The following is a 16,999-nucleotide window of genomic DNA, read 5'->3' as shown; positions in this document are numbered from 1 at the left end:
CTTCAGCTCCTTTCCGGGGTGGGTGCAGCGGTTGGCACCATGCGCCCGGCCAGCCGCCAGGTTCCGTGGATCCTGACGCCGGCCACCCATTATGTTCCAAACCCGGGGCTTTGCGGCGAGCCCTCCTGTACGTTATAAATTGAGAGTGCGGGGGCCGTGTTGCCTTCGATTCCCCGTCCCCCGACAACACCGTCCCTGCAACCACCGCCGCTCCATCAACGCCGGAGAAGCCATGCCACAGAACTCCACGCGCAGCAGCCTCTGGAGGGCCGCCCATGTGGAGCGAGCCGCACTCGCCCACGACCTTGCCAGGCTCGACAGCGGTCAGTGGCCACTGCCTTCCCTGTGCAGCCGGTGGACCATCGAGGAAGTCACCGCCCATCTCACCGCAGCCGCAAGCCTCGGTCCCCTGCGCTGGTTCTCCAGCGTTTTCGGTGCCAGATTCGACTTCGACCTGCATAATGACCGGCGCCTGGCGGAGCAGCTCGGCGCCACCCCCGCCGAAACGCTCTCGCGGTTTCGCGCCGTCGTGGACAGTTCCATCTCCCCTCCCGGGCCCACGGAGGCATGGCTCGGTGAAGTGGTTGTCCACGGCGAAGACATCCGCCGTCCTCTCGGGATTGAGCGCACGGTGCCCATCGACGTGGTCACCGCCGTTGCCACCTTTTATGCCCGCCGAAACTTCACGGTGAACAGCCGCGGGGCCATCGAAGGCTTGCGCCTCGAAGCCACCGACGGCCCCTTCGTGGCAGGCGGTGGCGGCGCGCTCGTCTCGGGGTCCACCTTGGCGTTGACGATGGTGATGGCAGGGCGCGGCGCCTACTGCGGCGAGCTCACCGGGCCCGGCCTTGAAACCGTACGGGCAAGATGCGGGTCATGACGGCCGCCCAGGATGTCGACGTGGTGATTTGAACCCGATAATTCATGCTCAAATAACCACATCGGCATCCTCAGTGCCGTAGGGGTGTCATTACCGTTCGTGGTCCATGGTGCTGGCGACCTGGAGCTTAACGGCCTTGCCGCGGCCCACAATGTACCCGCGTCCCGGGATGAACTTGTTGTTGTACGTGCGCCCCAGCGGCGTGTTCATCAAGGTGTCCCCTTCCAGGTCTCCCGGGTTCATGAGCAGGCCGCGGCGGCCGGCCTTGAACAGCCCGGCGAAGTTCCAGGCCCCTGACCAGGTGGAGGATTCGGCCTCGCCCACCACCAGGGCGTTGAGCTTGACGGCAGCCTTGATCAGGTTCACCAGGTCCATCTCCAGCATGGAATCGGCAAATTCGGTGACCCCCTCAATGAACAGCGCCACCTCCTGGGTCTCGGACTCCACGAGTTCAAGAAGCCGGGCCAGTTCCGGCTCCACCCCGTTGTTGGTGGTGAACGCCTCGTCCCACACCGGCATGCTGGCCACCGCGGACTTCCGTGAGCCGAGGTACACGCGCCGGGTGGCCGGCGTCGAACGCTTCAGTGCCTCCCCCAGGGTGACCAGGGCCGTGGTGCGCCCGGACCCGGGCGGGCCGGTAAGCATCAGCGCTCCGTTGGCGGCCAGGCCGGCGGGCTCGAGATTGAAGTCGTCGACGCCAATGATTGCCTGTCCCGGGGCGGCTGCGGGCAGCACGTTCAGGTCCAGGGTTTCCGGCAGCGACACGATCCGTGGCGCCTCCGGCACGCCCTGGCGGCGCATGGCCTCGGCCAACTTTTCCACCTGCCGGGCCTGCAGTGCCAGGTTCGCATTGCCACCAAAAATGGCCAGCTGCACCTCGCCGTCGTCGATTAGCCCGCGGCCGGGGGGCGACGCGGCGTTGAGCACATCGCGCGGGATTCCCAGGTTGGAGTAGTCGTCCACCGTGGCCATGCGCAGCACCAGCATCCGCTGCACGGAGGCCGCCAACGACGCCGGCAGGGACTTGGTGCTGTCGCCGGCAATGACAATGTGCACACCCATGGGTCGGCCGTCGGTGGCGATCTGCTGCAGGGTTTCAAACTGTGACATGCCCACGCGGAACTCGTAGATCTCACGGAACGTGGCCAGGCCGTCCACCATGACGATGATGCGCGGCTCGTTGGGCTTGTTCGCCAGCCGCCGGTATTCGGCGATGGTGCCTGCCTTCACGGCGGCAAAGCTCTCCGCCCGTTCTTCAATGACGCCACGCACGTGGCGCAGCAGCCGGCCCACGCGTTCGTTGTCCTCGGCGTTGATGATGCCGCCCACGTGCGGGAGCACCTCAAGCATCGCCAGCCCGTTGGAGGCGGCGTCGATGCCGTAGACCTGCACGGGACCGCCGCGCGGGGTGATGGCCGCGGCGATGGCGATGGTGCGCAGCGCCGCCGACTTGCCGGAACCGCTGGCCCCGAGAATGGCCATGTTTCCATCGCGGTCCGGTTCAAAGAACACGGTGGGCTGGGCCTGGTGCTCGGGGTCGTCCATGACGCCCAGCAGGAGCTTTTCGTCCGTGCGGGGGTTGGGCAGCTTGGAGAAGTCGTAGCTGTCCGGCAGTTCGCTCAGCCACGGCTTGCGCGGTGGTTTGACTCCCAGCTCGACGGCGGCCAGCGAGACATTGGCCACGACGCGGGCGATGTCATTGGGCCCGGCGGAATCCTCCACGGGCACGGCCGCCACCTCCTGCTCCCAGGCGGCGCCGGAGCCAAAGTCCATCTCCACGATGTCAATGCGCGGACGCTGCGGGGTCTTGGTGGTCCAGCCGCCGGCATAGCCGGTCTGGAAGCCCTGGATGCGGCCCGGGCCGGTCTTGGCCGCACCGCGCCCGGGGATGGACGGGCTGAAGTACGCAGCCGTCGCATCGCCGAGGATGTCCTGGGAGTCGTCGACGTCGGCCATGCGAAGGGCGATGCGCATGTTGGTGTTGGCGCGCAGATTGTCCTTAATGACGCCGGAGGGGCGCTGGGTGGCCAGGATCAGGTGCAGGCCCAGGGAGCGTCCACGGGCGGCAATATCCACCACGCCGTCGACAAATTCCGGCACTTCCCTGGCCAGGGCGGCAAATTCGTCCACCACAATGACCAGCGACGGCGGCGCCTCCGGATCGGCTTCCCGCTCCAGGGCCAGCAGGTCCTTGGCCTTCTTGCGGTTGAGCAGGTGCTCCCGGTAGTGGAGTTCGGCGCGCAGCGAGGTCAGGGCGCGGCGCACCAGGTGCGGGGAGAGGTCGGTGACCAGGCCCACGGTGTGCGGCAGCTGCACGCAGTCGGCAAAAGCTGCGCCACCCTTGTAGTCCACGAACAGGAAGGAGAGCCGGTCCGGGCTGTAGGCCGCGGCCATGCCGAGCACCCAGGCCTGCAGGAACTCGGACTTTCCGGCACCGGTGGTCCCGCCCACCAGTGCGTGCGGCCCCTCGGTCTTCAAGTCAAGGTACATCGGCTCAACACCCTTGGACCCCACCAGGGCGCGCAGCGAGCCCTGGAACTTGCGGTTTTTCACCGCGCGTGTGGACACCGAGTTGTTTTCCAGCCAGCGGTCGGCAATGCCCGCGGTGCCTTCCACCAGGTCGTGCCCCGCCAGCGTCACATAGGAGACGCTGCGGGGCAGGTCCGAATCGTCGTCGACGGGCTTGGCAATGTCCACCACGGGCGCCAACATGCGGGCCAGGGTGGCGGCAAGGTCGGCATCGACGCTTTCGCAGCTGACCGGAAACGTCAGGCCGCCGAGGCGGACCTGCCCGGTGGTGGCTGTCTCCTCAACCCGAATGAAGTCGCGGCAGGACGCCGGAAGGGCTTCGATGGAGCCGGCCACCCAGAGCACGTGCACGCCGACGTCGGCCCCATGTTCGGTCAACCGGCTCAGCCGGCCCCGGTCCACCTTGACGTCGTCCTCCACGACGACCAGCAGTGCCGGCACCAGGGGCGCCGGCAGCTCCGGGTTGTCCGCGTCCAGTGCCCCGCGGTGGGCCGCGGAGTTGGCGGCAAGCTTTGCCCCGCGCGTGACAATGAGGTCTTCCAGCGCCGCCAGGAGCACACTGGCGGCGCCCGTGCCGGCCGCGAGGTGGCCGGAGGCCAGGGGTGAGTGCACGGAACCGGCGTGGGGCAGCCACTGCAGCCATTCCCAGCGCTCCTTGGATTCCATGGAGGTCATGGCGGCCACGGCCAGTTCGGCGGGCGAATGCAGCCCGACGGCCTGGAGCACCAGCGCCCGGGCGACGTCGTCCACCACGCCCCGCGGTCCGGCCACGCCCAGCGCGCCGCTGTGGCGCAGCTGCGCCACTACGGGGACGGCGTCAATGTCGCCGAACTCGGTTTTCAGGTCATCGATCTCGGCCATGAATTCCGGCAGGGTGTTGTTCTCGTTTGACGACTTGACCGGCGTGCGCGAGGGCTGGCGGCCCACACCCAGCCGCAGCGACAGGAACGCCTTGTGCTCGGGGCGGTGTGTCCACAGCAGCGGCCCCAGCTTGTAGATGGCGTCCACCGTCTCGCTGGCGGACGGGCTTTCGGCCAGCCGCACGGCCCGCTCCACCTGCTGGCGGGCGGTCATTTGGCGCCGGAACTCCGCCACGGCCGCGCGGAAGTGCTCGATGTTTTCCTGCAGGTCCTTCTTCATCTGGGACTTTTGATCGTAGTAGCTGCCCAGCATCATCATCGGCATCATGGCCATGAACATGATGCTGAACAGGCTCTTGGTGACGGCAAACATGACGGCACCCATGATGATGGGGGCAACCATCATCACGAGCGGGAAGCGTTGGCGCTTGGGCCGCTGCGGGCCGCTGGGGATGGTCTGCTCCTCGACCTTGAAGCGGGGCACCACGCGCGGGGAACGGTTGAATTCAACCAGCGGGCTGGTGGGCCCGGACTGCGCGCCCCGGCCCAGGCTGACCACCGATATGGTGGTTTCGCCCAGCGTGACCTCGTCCGAGGAGCCCAGAACGGCGCGGGATATGGCGATCCCGTCCATCATCAGTCCGTTGGCGGAGCCGGTGTCCGCAATTTCCACGGTCTCCCCGACCGTGATGCGGGCATGGCGCTTGGAGGTCATGGGGTCGCTCAGACGCACGTCGGCGTCAAAGTTCCGGCCCACATAGCTGGTGCCCAGCGGCAGGGCGAATTCCCTGCCCGCGTCCGGGCCGGCGATGACGCGCAAGGTGGCGGCGGCCGGCCCCCTGTCCTGATGGGGCAGGTGGAAGGTGTCGCTGACCTGGGTCAGGGACACCGTGGCGCCGGGGCGCAGCCCGGATTCGAGCAGGTTCCCGTCCGGCGGCAGTGTCCGCCCCCGGACGCCGCCCACCACGGATTCCTCCACCGTCAGTGAGAGGTTGGGCGGGGCCGCGGCACCCTTGCGGGAGGGATCGGAGAGGTACAGTTCGGTGGCGATGTCCCCCACCGTGGCAAGGCCATCAACCGTAACGGCCAGGTTCTTGTCTTCCTGCGGAGACCGCCGCAGGGTAAGGCGTATCCTCACTCGTCGTCCTTTCCGGGCAGAGAGTCCAGCAGGGGGAGGTCATCGGCGGTTACCAGGTGTGAGCTGACGGCGTGTTCCACCAGGCGCGTGCGGCGGTTGGTGGCCAGCTTTCCGCCGCCACCGCGCAGCCCCACCACGCCGACGCGGTCCAGCTTGTCGCAGACATTGTCCAGCTTGCGGTTGAACCGGGTCAGTGCCCAACCCAGCCGCCTGGCGGCCTGCGCCGAGGACGGGATGGAACTGAAGCCGGTGCCGTCGCGGCGCAGCATGGGTTCGGCCAGGGCCACAATCAAGGCCTTTTGCGAGTCGGTAAACACGACGGGGCCGATGGTGGTGGACCCGGCGGAGTCCTCGCCCCGGCTTTGCGCCATGAATGAAGGTGCTTTCAGGTGCACGGAAAATTCGTAGGTGGTGGGACCGGCTGTGAAGATGACATTGGTGTGGGCAAAGACCAGCGGTATGCGGGAACCGGGCGCCATCCAGGCTTGCATGCCGCCGGCCGCGTCGGCAATGGTGGCTGAGAGCATGGTGCCGGCGTTGGTCAGCCACCAAATTCCGTCGTAGCGGCTAACTTCCAGGAACTTGCGGTGCAAGTACGGGTTGTCGTCAATCTCCAGGTCCCCTTCGCGCCCGATGCTGAAGACGGATTCCGGCGACGGTTCGTACCATTCACCACAAAAATCGATGGCCAATTCCCCCATGGTGCCCACTTTCCTTCCAATGATCAGTTTTACAAAGCCCGGTGTTGCTGCGGTATTTTCCCGTCAGGGAAAGCATTTTTTGGTTTCAGCCGAGGTGCTGCCGTTCTTGCGGACGAGTTTCACGGACACGCACGACTGGTCGTTGGAGTTGTTCGTGACAAACACCCTGGCCTCTTTGACGGGCTTGAACTCGCCGGAGTCGACGGCACTGACGGCCGCCCACAGGTACACGTCCCCGGCCTCCGGCGCCGGATTGGACCAGGACCAGACCGCGCCGCCGTTGCTCGCCGCGGCTTTCAGCTTGGTCACAGGCGGGACGTCGGCGCCGACGATGAGCGCCGGCGGCGGCGTGGTGTTCCCGGCCTGGTCGGGGTCGACGGGGTCCGGCGACCCTGCGGTGTTGAAGACCACAATTCCGACCACGACGGCGGCCGCCAGGACTGCGCCCGCCCCCAGCCCCAGCCACAGGCGTTTCCTGGACGGCGGCGGGCCGGCCGGCCCCGGCATGGAGTGTTCGAGTTGGTGTGGCCCCTTGGATGCAATGTCGGAGCGGTGCACCGTGGAGGCCAGGTGTGCCTCGGGCGCCTCGGCACCGTTGCGCGGCACCGGGTCCGCCCATTGCGTGGGGGAGAGCATGGACGAATAGCCGCCGCCTGACGGGCCGGGGGCCGCCGGTCTGGCAGCGGTGTCGATGTTGCCGGGTGCGTCCGGCCCGGCCTGCCCGGGTGCGGCGAGGTCGCCGGAGGGCACGGTGGAACCATTTTGCGTCAGCCCCGTGGTGGACCCCTGCGTCCTGCCGGTGATGCCGGGGATGCTGTTGATCCGCGGGCTTTGCGTGAACGGGCCGGTCGTGTCGGGGCGGAACACCGACGGGAACGTGGGGCCGGACGGGTGGGAGTCCGGGTCGATCGAGAGCACGCTGCGCACCCGGGTCGCCTCAAAGCCGGCGTCGGGGTCCGCTTCCTCCAGCGGCACCTCCTCCTGGACTTCAAACGGGGTGACGGACAGGTTCAGGTCCGCCTGGATGCGCATCAGGGCGCGGGCGAAGGCCTTCGCGGAAGCGTAGCGGGAGGCCGGAGACTTGGACATGGCCGTGGCCAGCACGAGGTCCAGGGCCTCGGGCACGTCGGCGCGGCCCAGCCGCGGCAGGGGCGCGGAATTGATGCGGTTGATCAGCTCGCGCTGGGAGTTGTCCGCGCCGGGGATGACGAAGGGGGAATGGCCGGCCAGCAGCGTGTAGAGCGTGGCGCCCAGCGCCCAAATATCGACCTTGACGCCGTCCGTGGCCCCGGCGGTGAAGGATTCAGGCGGCGACCACGGAATGGACATGCCGGCGTCGTCGTCCTGCGCGGCATCCATGGTGCCGGAGATGCCAAAGTCTGTCAGGGCGGGGCGGTTGTAGTCGGTGACCAGGATGTTGGCCGGCTTGATGTCGCGGTGCGCAATGCCTGCCCGGTGGGCGGTTTCCACGGCCGAGGAAACCTGGATGCCCACGCTCAGCGCCTCGTCGACGCTGAAGCGGGCGCGCCGGTAGCGCACGTCAAGGCTGGGCCGGGAGCAGTATTCCATGGCCAGGTAGGAGTGCCCGGCGTCGGTGATCTCGGCTTCATAGATGGTCACGATATAGGGGTGGGTGGACAGCTGGGCCATCAGGTTGGCCTCGGACTCGAAGCGGCGGCGGGCGCCGTCGGTCTTCAGGTCTGCGACCAGCACCTTGACGGCAACCTTGCGGCGCGGCCTGTCCTGTTCGTACAGGTACACATCCGAAAAGCCGCCGGATCCAAGGACCGAGAGGAAGTTGTACCCGGGGATGTCCGGTGGCGGCGCGGGGGGTCGCCTGCTGCTCACAGAAGTCCTTCAAAGAGCAGCGACACGCCGTCCCCGAGCTCGGCGATGTCGCCGTTGAGCAGGATGGCCTGCTCGCCCTGGCCCAGGCGGCGCGGGGCCTGCCCTTCGCGGACCAGGACGGTGCCGTTGGTGGCCTTCAGGTCCACGAGCAGCACATCCCAGCCGTCCAGGCGGACTTCCACGTGGGAGCGGGAAATGTCCCCGCTGGCACTGTGCACCTGGACCAGCCGCGGCATGACACCGCCCATGACCCGGGAGACCGACGGCTGGCGGCCGATGACCAGGGAATGGTCCAGGTCCAGGACATCGCCCGTGGAGATGTGCATGCGGCCCAGGCGCGGCCGCCCCACTTCACGGGGCTCGGAATCGATGGCGGCACCGCATTCGGAGCACTGTGAACGGCTCGGCGGGTTGGCGTGGCCCGCCGGGCACAGCCGCGCCAGCACCATGGGTCCGGTGGGCGGGCGCGACTCCAGCGGCTCCGCGACCGGGGCCTCCCCGGCCAGGGCGCTGCGCATCACGGTGTGGCCGTCGTGGTCCGGATCGCCGGCCGTGTCAGCATCAGCAGTGACCTGTGGGCTGGCCGGGGGTCCGCCGGTGCTGCTGTTGCCCCAGGGCACCGAGTCGATCAGCAGGCCCGACGGCGGCTGCCACGCGGGCGCCGGTGCTGACTCCTCGGCCGAACTGGCCGAGTCGCCCTCGGCAACGTCACCATCCCCGCCGTCGATGCGCTGGCCGGCGATGGGTGGCATGGGTGGCTGCGGCGGGATGTTGGCGGCCACCTGCCCGGTGGCCTCCTTGGGAAGTTCATGGCCGTTCTCGTCCAGGCGGATGGCGGCGTCTTCCACCGAGCGCAGTTCCGTGGCGCCAAAGAGGTGGTCGTAGTCGGTGGTATTGCCGTCTTCGGCCGGGTCCACACCGTCCGGTTCCGAAACTGCGCCGGAGCCGGTGATGCCATGGAAGCCGGCCGCTTCCGCAGAATCATCGATTTCCTCCCCAACGCCGGATTCACCGGCCCCGGACGAGGACACGGCCGGCTCGTCATCATCGAAGCCCAGATGCGGATAGATGGTCTGCCCCAGGTCGCCTTCATCAGCTGAAGACTGCCAGTGCGGCCCACCATCGACGGATTCCACTGCGGATCCGTCGCCGGAGTCCGGGTCGGTGCCCGGGGCCTCGGCCAGCTCCGCGTTCCACTCCGCGTCCGCGGCCAAGGCAAAGCCGGCATAGGCGTCCTCGTCCCCGGCGGCGTCCGCGGCACCGCCGTGGATGGTGTCACCAAGATCCGCCTCGTCGTGTGTGGCGCTGTCGTGGTCGGCACTGTCAGAGTCGGAGTTGTGCTGGTCGGCGCTGTCCGAGTCGGTGCTGTCCGAGTCGGAGTTGTGCTGGTCGGCGCTGTCCGAGTCGGCGCTGTCCGAGCGGGAGCTGTCAAAACCGGCGCTGGCGGAGTCGCGACTTTCAAAACCCGAGCCGCGAAGACCGGTGTCTTTATTTTCCGGCGCACCGTGTCCCACGCCGCCCAGCCCCACGGCGTCGCCGGCGTTCTGACTGTCCTCGCCGGTGCCGTCGTCGCGGGTGTCCCGACCGTGGCCGGCCCCCTCCGTTTCGGCGGCGCTGCCCGACTCCAGGCCATCTCCGACGCTGGTTCCCGATTCAGGATTCACGAAGTGCCCGGACCCGATGGATGGGTCGGAACCCGTGCCTGACGCGAAGCCTGTGCCGGAGGCTCCGGCGGACACGTCCCCGGCCACGGACAAACCGCCCGTGCCAAGAGACGGGGAGGTACCGGCGTCGTGCGATCCCAGGAACGCACCCGCAGTCCCGGCACGCGCAGCAACTGAGCCGGCAGCACCGAAGACCGCGCCGTCGGCGGCAGTGCCACGGGAGGCAGCGTCACCTGACCCGGCAGCACCGAAGACCGCGCCACCTGAAACAGGAAGTCCCTGGCTCAGCTCGGACAGCAACACCACGGCCTCCCCCAGGGGCAGCGCCGGAGAGGCGCCCTCCGCCGCCCCTTCGGCGTCGAGGGTCAGCACGAGCGAATCCGTTAGTGCCAGGGAGCGCTCGCTCCAGGTGGCGACGTCGCGCCCGGAAACCGTATCCGCCGCACCGGCAGTCTGCACAGCCAGGGAAATTCCGCCGCGCAGTATGACGTGCAGGCGGTCGGAGTGGACCAGAATGCCAAACTGCGGCATGCCCGTCAGATCCGTGCCGAAATGTGAGGTGACGGCGTTGAGCACGCCGTGGATGGTGGGGGTGTCTCTGCCCAGGTACTCCCACAGGGCAGTCACGACGGCGGGGTCGGTGGAGGCCTCCAGCACTATGACGGAGCCGGATCGCACAATGCCAATCCAGGGGCCGGTGCGGTAAGTGGTGTTAACCATGGTTCTCCTCATGCGGGACGGGATTCGCGGGGCCCTCACTGGGGGTGGCTTCCACGGTTTCACTGCTGTTGAAAGGTTCACTAGCGGTGTCGGGGGCAGTCAGTTCAGTCGTCGCGGCAGGCTCCTGCGTGGAAGCTTCCGGGGCTTCCCCGGGCAGGCGCGGCAGCGTGTCTTCCTCGGCCGGCGCCGCCGAAGGCCTGGTCCGGGTTTCCGGATCGGAGCCCTCCACGTGGCTGGCGTCGACCACCACCACGGTGATGTTGTCGCGGCCGCCGGAGCGCAGCGCGGACTGGATCAGCGAATCAACCACGTCCTGCGGGTGGCTCAGCGTGCTCAGGGCACGGTGGATGCCGTCGTCGCTGACCTCCCCGGTCAGGCCGTCGGAGCAGACCAGCATCCGGTCCCCCTCCTCGACGGGGATCAGCCAAAAGTCCGCTTCCGTGTCGGTCCCGGTGCCGAGCGCCCGCGTCACCACGTGGCGGCGCGGATGGACCAGCGCCTCGGCGGGGGTGATGTAGCCGCCGTCAACCAGTTCCTGGACCTCGGAGTGATCCACGCTGACCTGGCCGAAACTGCCCTGGCTCAAGCGGTAGGTGCGGGAATCGCCGACATTGAACACCAGCCAGTACGGCACTCCGCGTTCCTCCACCACCGCCACGCCCGTGACGGTGGTGCCCGCGCGGGCGTTGGAAATCTCTCGAATCCTGGCATCGGCCTGGCGCAGCGCCTGCTGCAGGTCCACGGCCGTGGCTGTGCGGGAGCCTGCGGCCAGCACAGCCTGCTGGCTGAGCACGCTGATGCATTCCCGGCTGGCCACTTCACCGGCCTCATGGCCGCCCATGCCGTCGGCCACCGCAAAGATGGGGTCCGCGGCCAGGAACGCATCCTCGTTCAACTCGCGACGAAGGCCGCGGTCCGAGCCGAAGCCAAACGCAAGCGTGACCCCGAGCGGACCGTCCGACGCCGGCTCCTCCCCCGGATGGCCGTCCGGCTCATTGTTGTGGGAGCCTTCCGCCCCTGCCTCAACACTCATGCGCGGCCCACTTGAAAGTAGCGGTCGCCAAAGTGGACCGTGGCACCAACCTCGGCCAACGCAGGCGTGCCGCCCTGGAGCGCGGACTTGCGGCCGCCGGCCACGGCGATGGCGCTGCCGTTTGTGGAGTTTCGATCCGTCACCCACAGGCCCTCCCGTGCAACCCTGACGTGCAGGTGGGTCTTGGAGACGGACCGGCTGGAATCCCGGACAGAAACGAGGCGTTCAATCATCTCCCCATCGTATCCGGCGGGGTTGCGGCCAATGAGTGCCACGGTGGCGATGTCTTCCGCGCTGCCGTCGTCGAAGGTCAGGCGGAGCCCTGTGGCCACGTCCGCCGGGCGGACGCGGGTTTCGCCCATCTCCTCGCCGCCAGCCGCGGCTGGGCCGGGGCCCGGACCGCCTTGCGGCCCGCCGCCCTGTGGCGTGTACTGGGCAGGATTGTGCTGTCCAGGATTGTGCTGGGCAGGATTGTGCTGCCCAGGATTGTACTGGGCCTGGTTTTGCTGCACAGCCTGCTGTGGCGCGTGCTGGGGAGCCTGCTGCTGGGAGGGCGGGGCGAAGCTGTTGACCGGAGCCGGCGGCCGGGCCGGGGTCGGCACGCCGGTGATGGGTCCCGGGGCCTGGCCGCCCTGGGGCGGTTGCGAAACCGCCGGCGGGGCGAAGGGGCTGGCTGTCCACTCCTGCTGGGGTGGCGCCCCCTGGCCAAGCGGAGCTGTCTGTACCGGAGCAGCCTGTACCTGGACTGTCCGAGCCGGGGCTGACTGTGCCGGAGCACTCTCGAACTGGCCGGACTGCCCCGGAACAACGGTTTGCGCCGTCACTGCGGAGTTGCCGGCCGCCTGCGCCGGAGCTGCGGGCATCGGGGAATTGACCGGTGAAATGGCCGGCATCTGGGCAGGGGCATAGGATTCACGGCCCGCAATGCCGCCGGTTTCCAGGGGGTCGCGGCCCATCTTGACGTTGAACACCAGGGTGTGGGCCAGCTTGTCGTGCCAGCCCTGCCTTTTACCGTTGGGATCCCAGGAGTTGGAGATGATCACCACGATCGCGCCTACGTAGAACACCAACGAGCCAAGTCCGATGATCAGCTTGCGCAGGAAGATGGCCAGCACTCCGGACGGCAGTCCGTCCATGTTGGTGGTGCGCAGGCCTGTCAGGATGTTCCCGGGCGTCTTGCCGCTCCTGGCTTCCCAGAACCACAGCCACAGCCCGTAGGCCAGGGACAGCACCGATGCGATGCTGGCAAGGACTGCCAGCCAGGTGAAATCAATGGTTTTGTAGTCGCCGGAAACCTTGACGGTGGTCAGGGCGGCTCCCACGCCCACGGCCGCACCCAGGAGAATGACGGGGAGGACGCCGTCGACGATCATGGCCACGAGGCGCCGGCCGGCACCCCCAGGCACCAACACCATGGCGGCGGCCAGGCGCGGGTCATCGCCGACCCGGACCGGCGCCACCAGCGGCCCGCCGGGCTGCACGCCCACCGGAATGATCCCGGGAACGGCCTTCACCGGCGACGCCGCACCATGGCCGGCACCCAACCCGCCGGCATGGCCGGCAGCATTGCCTGCACCGGATCGGGATGGCCCGCCCGGCCCTCCCAGGGGCACGGAGTCCGGCGCCGGGGCCGCTGCGCGGTTCGCCACCGCGGTCCCGCACAAGGTGCAAAATGCCGAGCCGGGGGCCAGCTCCGCCCCACAATTACGGCAGGCTTCCGCCACTTTACGCGCCATTTACTTTGCACCCCTTCGGGTCTTGTTCATCATCTGTGCCAGCCTGGACCGTTGTTGGGGATTCGCCGGGTCGCCCGCGGCCCGGTCCCTGCCGGCCCTGCGCTTGGCCCGTGCCCTCGCATCGACCAGCAGCGAACGCGGGGAGAACTTTGCCCGCTGCCGCTTGAAGAATCCTACCGACCCTTTCATGTCGGTCACAGAATGGTCCACATGCGTCCAGTACTCGGCGACTTCCTCCTCGCTCGGCTGGCCCGGGCCAAAGATGGCGGCGTCGGCCCGTTCGGCAAGCACCGCCGTCGTGCCCTGGCTGTCCGGGAACTCGCCGTAGAGCGCGGCGGCCGTCTCCCGGCGCGTGCCGTTTGAATCCACGCCCGCGCCGAGGTCGGTGGCCAGGCTCATCACCTCGGACCAGCCGCCGCCCACCCGGTCGGACGGCAGGCCCGTGGTGAAGCGCCTGTTCCGGCGCCGGGTTTTCAGCACCACGATCAGGATCAGCGGGATGGCGATGACCAGCACCGGAATGGCGGCCACCCCCAGGATCATCAAGATGGCGCCGAGGATGCCTGCCGGATTGTTCTTCCTGCCGTCGGTGTCCAGGGCATCGGGGGCGGTGTCCGGGGGAAGGTCGGCCGGTTCCTGCGGGGGCGGCGGGGGCTGGAGCACCTGCGGTTTCGGCTTGGACGCGTTTTGCGGCTCCGGCGGGTTCGGCACGTGGTCCTTGTCCGGCGTGGGGTTGAACGGCACCCAGCCGGCCCCGGCGAAGTTGACCTCAACCCAGGCGTGGACGTCGTCGCCCTTCATCGTTACGGACTGGGCGCCGTTGGCCGGATCCTTCTCATCGAGGTAGAAGCCCATGACCACGCGGGCCGGGATGCCCAGCTGGCGTGCCATGAGGACCATGGCGGTGGCGTACTGCTCGTCGTCGCCCACCATTTGCTTGCCGGAAAGGAGCTTGGTGATGCGGGCGGCACTGTGGCCGGAGGTGCTGGGCACCTGCCCCTCCAGGCCGTTGCTGAACTTTCCTTCGCGCTGCAGGGCCCCTTCCAGTGCCTGCACCTTTTTCAGCGGCGTGTCCGCCTCACCCACAATGTCATTGGCCTTGGTGGTGACCACCTGCGGCACGTTTTCGAGCTTGGGCAGCGCCACGGAGCCGAAGTCGGAGCCGGCCAGCTTCTTGGCGTCCACCTGCGGCACCGTGACGTCCATCGTGTATTTGTCGCTTTTTGCCACGCCGGCCAGGTTCAGCGCCGTGCCGGAATCCTTGTTCAGGTACAGCGTGGGATTGGGGCCGCTGGGGCTTTGGTAGCTCAGGCTCTGCGCCACCGACATGCTGGGGATCCAGGGCCCCGTGTAGCCGGCAATGTCAACGCCGACGGCGGACGAGTCCCCTCCCGCCGCCTGGTTCAATGCCTTGGGGTCCCCGATCGGGGAAAAGGACGCCGAGCTGTTGGGGTCGACGTTGAACACGACGCCGTCGTAGCTGTCCATGGCGGCGATGCGGACGCGTCCGTTCTTCGGCAGCCCGTCAACGGTGAACAGGGCCTCGTCCTTCTCATTCTTGACATAGTCGCGGAACCTGGTCAGCGGCGAGGGCAGGTTGTGCAGGTCCGGCGGCGGGACCACGGAGTCACGCAGCACATCGCGGCTGGAGCTGGTGGTCAGGGCGGGGGCGGCGGCCATGGTGACGGCGCCGGCGACCAGGACGACACCTGCGGCCAGGCCAATGCGGCGCAGGATGGACGTGCGCTCAGCCGCCACGTCCTGCACCGGCTGGTTGGCGGAAATGGCACCCGCGGATTCGCGGCGCAGCATTTCATGCCGGTAGGCCAGCCAGCCGACGGCGCCCGCCGCCAGCAGTGAACCTCGCAGCACGGGCAGGAAGACTGCCGCCGTGCCAAAGGCAATGCCGGTGACGAACAGCGCCAGCACCGGCAGCACGGCCCAGTAGGCGCGGCGCAGCCGCCACGCCAGCGTGCCGGCCATCACGGCCGCGACAAAGGCGGACAGGTACGGGACCACCATGACCTCGACGCTGGTGCCCACCGGCGGCGCCAGGGTCAGCAGCTGCTTCCAGGACAGCATGATGCCCAGCAGCAGCCCGCGAAGGGACGCCAGGCTGGGGATGAATCCCAGGATTGCCTCCCCCGGGGCTGCCAGGGCGCTGCCCAGCAGCAGGTACACGGCCAGCGCCAGGCCGGCCAGGGTGACCAGGCCAAGGCGCCAGTGCGCGCCGGCCGCGGCAACGCCCAGGCCAATCACGATGGCACCGAACCCGGCGATCAAATACCGGGGGTCGTGCCCAAACGTGGGGCCAAAGCCGAGCACGCCAAGGCCCAGCAAAACGGCCAGCGCGCCGGCGTCAATGGCAAAGTGCCACCACGGCCGGCCGCCGGCGAACGCGGACGGCTTCCGGGGCGCCACGGGGCGGGGCTCAACCGGGCTGCTTCCCGCCGGGCGGGCCTGTGCCGCCGCGTTTCTACGGCCGCTCATGCAACTGCCTTTCGAAGTACTGCCGCCAGGTCGGTCAAGTCACCCAGGGTCAAGACGGTCAGCTCGGCGATGTTGGCCCGGGCGGACTTCGCGCCGGAATAACAACGGACGGCAAAGGCCCGAACGCCCGGGGGCACCGAAGCGGCCGCGCTGCGCAGCTGCGACGGGGTGACCTTGGAGCCGACCACAAAAAACACGACGGAGGCGTTGGGCACGGCGTCGGACAGCGAACGGGCCAGGTCGACGGCGGTGCCGCGCCGGTTATGCCCGGCCAGCCTGGTCATGTCATCGAGCATGTTCTTGCCGGTCTCGCAGCGGACGGGGCCGCGCTGGGTCACCACGCTCAGTTCACGGGCCTCCTTGATGGCCTGGCGGGCCAGGGACGCTGCGGCGGAAATGGCCAGCTCAAAGTCCTCTTCGCGCTCGTACTCATCGGTGTTCACTGACAGTGCCACGGCCATGTGGGCGCGGCGGGTTTCCTCGAACTGGCGCACCATCAGCTTGCCCGTGCGGGCTGTCGTCTTCCAGTGGATGTGGCGGCGGTCGTCGCCCGGAACATACTCGCGCAGGGCATGGAAGGCGACGTCCGCACTGGACAGCTCGGTGGTCGGCAGCCCCTCAAGGTCCTTCAGGAAGCCGGCCGCGGGACCATCCAGCGCCGTCGTCCTGGGGTGGACGAACAGGTCCGTCGGCTCGGTCCACATCAGCTGGCGGCGCAGCAGGTGCAGGGGGTCGGCGCGCACGGACCGGACCGGGCCCACAGTGATCACGGCGCGGCGGGTGGTGGGAATGGTGAACAGGTCCTCGTGCACCTGCCCGGGCCCCATGCGGGGCAGGTGAAACAAGGCCGTGGCGGCACCCACCGGCAATTCGAGGGCGGAGGGCAGCACGGGGCGGGTCGAGGCGTTCGTCACGGCAATGCTGCCCACCGCGCTGTCACCCACCGCCACGCGCGTGCGGGCGAGATCAAGCTTCACGGCGTACATCGAGTTGCCCAGGATGAAGGCGATGGCGATCAGCACCAGCAGGGTGGCCAGCAGCGCTGCGACCTTGGCCTCCTGCCAGCCAAAGGCTGCGCCCGTTATCCACAGGACCACGACGGCGCCAATCACCACGGCGCCCAGCGCACTGACAGTGGCCAGGGCAGGCCGGACCCACCGGTCCAGCCAGGCGCGGACCTTCCCCGCTGCGGGGCCGACATAGAGCGTGGCCACCTTGCTGCCTTCCGCCCACAGGGAGGTGGGGTGCAGGCGGGTGGGGGCTCCGTCGCGGTGGAACGGCCGTGCCAGGACGGCACCGGCCCTTCCTGCGCTGGATTTGATGCTCATGGTCTCCCTCGTGGTGCGCCGGCCCGTGGCGGGGCCGGCGGACGTTTCGTCTCGCGTGGTGTGGTGTGCCGC

General features: G+C 68.5%; 9 protein-coding genes. 1 reads left to right on the top strand and 8 read right to left on the bottom strand.

Features of this window, described 5'->3' with window-relative positions; translation table 11 throughout:
• Positions 1 to 232: 232 nt before the first annotated feature.
• Entirely contained in the window at positions 233 to 880 is a 648-nt protein-coding gene (locus tag CVV68_RS12870) for a maleylpyruvate isomerase family mycothiol-dependent enzyme (protein WP_110501414.1), read from the top strand.
• Positions 881 to 970: 90 nt separating this feature from the next.
• On the opposite strand, the gene CVV68_RS12865 is transcribed toward CVV68_RS12870, so the two are convergent.
• The 8 genes from CVV68_RS12865 to CVV68_RS12830 all read right to left on the bottom strand — a co-directional run bounded on the left by CVV68_RS12865 (position 971) and on the right by CVV68_RS12830 (position 16,927).
• On the bottom strand, positions 971 to 5,407 hold the full coding sequence (locus CVV68_RS12865) for a type VII secretion EssC family protein (RefSeq protein ID WP_110501413.1): 4,437 nt from the start codon (positions 5,405 to 5,407) through the stop codon (positions 971 to 973).
• On the bottom strand, positions 5,404 to 6,108 hold the full coding sequence (locus CVV68_RS12860; protein ID WP_110501412.1) for an FHA domain-containing protein: 705 nt from the start codon (positions 6,106 to 6,108) through the stop codon (positions 5,404 to 5,406). The genes CVV68_RS12865 and CVV68_RS12860 overlap by 4 nt, the downstream gene beginning before the upstream one ends.
• Positions 6,109 to 6,171: 63 nt before the next feature.
• The gene (locus tag CVV68_RS12855) at positions 6,172 to 7,956 is read right to left on the bottom strand and encodes a serine/threonine-protein kinase (RefSeq protein WP_110501411.1); all 1,785 of its coding nucleotides are present in this window, start codon (positions 7,954 to 7,956) and stop codon (positions 6,172 to 6,174) included.
• A complete protein-coding gene (locus CVV68_RS23890; RefSeq protein ID WP_245933516.1) occupies positions 7,953 to 10,340 on the bottom strand; it encodes an FHA domain-containing protein in 2,388 nt (795 codons plus the stop codon). Before CVV68_RS23890 ends, CVV68_RS12855 begins: the two co-directional genes overlap by 4 nt.
• Complete coding sequence (locus CVV68_RS12845; RefSeq protein ID WP_110501410.1) at positions 10,333 to 11,373, bottom strand: PP2C family protein-serine/threonine phosphatase; 1,041 nt, start codon at positions 11,371 to 11,373, stop codon at positions 10,333 to 10,335. Before CVV68_RS12845 ends, CVV68_RS23890 begins: the two co-directional genes overlap by 8 nt.
• A complete protein-coding gene (locus CVV68_RS12840) occupies positions 11,370 to 13,109 on the bottom strand; it encodes an RDD family protein (RefSeq protein WP_110501409.1) in 1,740 nt (579 codons plus the stop codon). The genes CVV68_RS12845 and CVV68_RS12840 overlap by 4 nt, the downstream gene beginning before the upstream one ends.
• Positions 13,110 to 15,599 carry a transglutaminaseTgpA domain-containing protein gene (locus tag CVV68_RS12835; protein WP_110501408.1) on the bottom strand — a complete coding sequence of 830 codons (2,490 nt, stop codon included), beginning with the start codon at positions 15,597 to 15,599 and terminating at the stop codon, positions 13,110 to 13,112.
• On the bottom strand, positions 15,596 to 16,927 hold the full coding sequence (locus CVV68_RS12830; RefSeq protein WP_110501483.1) for a DUF58 domain-containing protein: 1,332 nt from the start codon (positions 16,925 to 16,927) through the stop codon (positions 15,596 to 15,598). Before CVV68_RS12830 ends, CVV68_RS12835 begins: the two co-directional genes overlap by 4 nt.
• Positions 16,928 to 16,999: the final 72 nt, after the last annotated feature.

This window comes from Arthrobacter livingstonensis (assembly GCF_003219815.1).
Classification (GTDB): Bacteria; Actinomycetota; Actinomycetes; order Actinomycetales; family Micrococcaceae; genus Specibacter; species Specibacter livingstonensis.
This window is presented reverse-complemented; position numbering and strand designations above follow the sequence as displayed.